Annotated in this window: 1 protein-coding gene; it reads right to left on the bottom strand. The window is 72.8% G+C overall.

All coding sequences use genetic code 11. The annotated features are described in order from the left end of the window. Positions 1 to 1,096: hypothetical protein (locus FNX44_RS26880; RefSeq protein WP_143651567.1), on the bottom strand; the 1,096-nt coding region annotated here is incomplete at its 3' end. Positions 1,097 to 1,181: the final 85 nt, after the last annotated feature.

The raw sequence follows: 1,181 nt of genomic DNA, 5'->3' as shown, positions 1-1,181 counted from the left end.
ACTCGGCGGACGGGTTCGGGCTCTCCACCCACGGCACCGCTCCCACGTAACCGTCGACGACGCGCAGGGCTTCCATGGCCTCCTGGTAGCGCTCGGCGCGGACGAGGAGGCACAGCAGCATGTGCAGGACGTGCGGGCGGACGGGGTGCTCGTCGGGCACGCTGTCGACGGCGAACTCGGCGGCCTCGATGGCGTCCTCGACGACCTTCGTCTGGTACATGCTGTGCACGAGGTTGACGTCGGGCAGGTGGTCGTAGACGGCGAAGAGGGGGAGCGCCGGGAGCAGGCTGCCGGCGGGCGCCGTCGCGGCGGCGCTCTGGGCGAAGGAGTAGGACTCCTCGCGGGAGCCGTGCCATTTGGCGGACCAGTACGGCAGCGCGGCCAGGTGGGCGCCCATGTGGGCGGGGGCGCGGCGGACGACCTGGTGCCACAGCGACTCGAAGTCGGCGCGGCGGTAGCCGAGCGCCCGGGCGACGAAGAGTTCGGTGATGTGCGGGGTGGGGTCGGCGTCGGCGAGGGCGGCGGCCTCGTGGGCGACGTTGCGGGCCTCTTCGAGGATGATGCGGTGGTCGGCGGAGTCGGGCTCGCCGAGCGCCTGCCAGACGAGGAACTGGGCGTAGACCTGCGCGCCGCCGGCGTCCTGCGGCTGTTCGGCGCGCCAGGCGCGCAGCCAGCGGCCGTCGCGGACGGGCGCGTCGCCCTTGGTGAGGGAGATGTGCTGTTCGGCGTCGGTGGCGGCGGGGGCGCCGGCCGCCCGGGCCTCGCGGAGTTCCATCGCGGCCGCGCCGGCCAGCGACTGCACACGCTGCCAGCGCAGCTCCCACTCCTCGGGTCCGTCGGTCAGCGCGAGCAGCCGTGCGACGGGACGCCAGTCCTGGGTGCGCTGGGTCTCGGTCAGCGCGTCGACGAGTTCGGGGTCGGGCCCCGGGAGGCGTACGTCGAGCTGTTCGGCCGGTACGAAGCCGTAGTTCCCGGGGTCGTTCGAGTGGGCCATGCCCTGGAGGGCGGCCTTCGCCGCCTTGCGCCTGCGGACCATCGGCACGACAAAGAGGCCGATCACGGCGCCCACGAGGATGAGGGACAGAAGGAACTCCATGGGGTCCACCGTACGGCGCATTAGGCTCGTCCCATGAGCCACCAGCATTTCGAGACCCTCGCGATCCACGCCGGCCAGGAGCCGG

It is taken from the genome of Streptomyces alkaliterrae (assembly GCF_007097205.2).
Classification (GTDB): Bacteria; Actinomycetota; Actinomycetes; order Streptomycetales; family Streptomycetaceae; genus Streptomyces; species Streptomyces alkaliterrae.
This window is presented reverse-complemented; position numbering and strand designations above follow the sequence as displayed.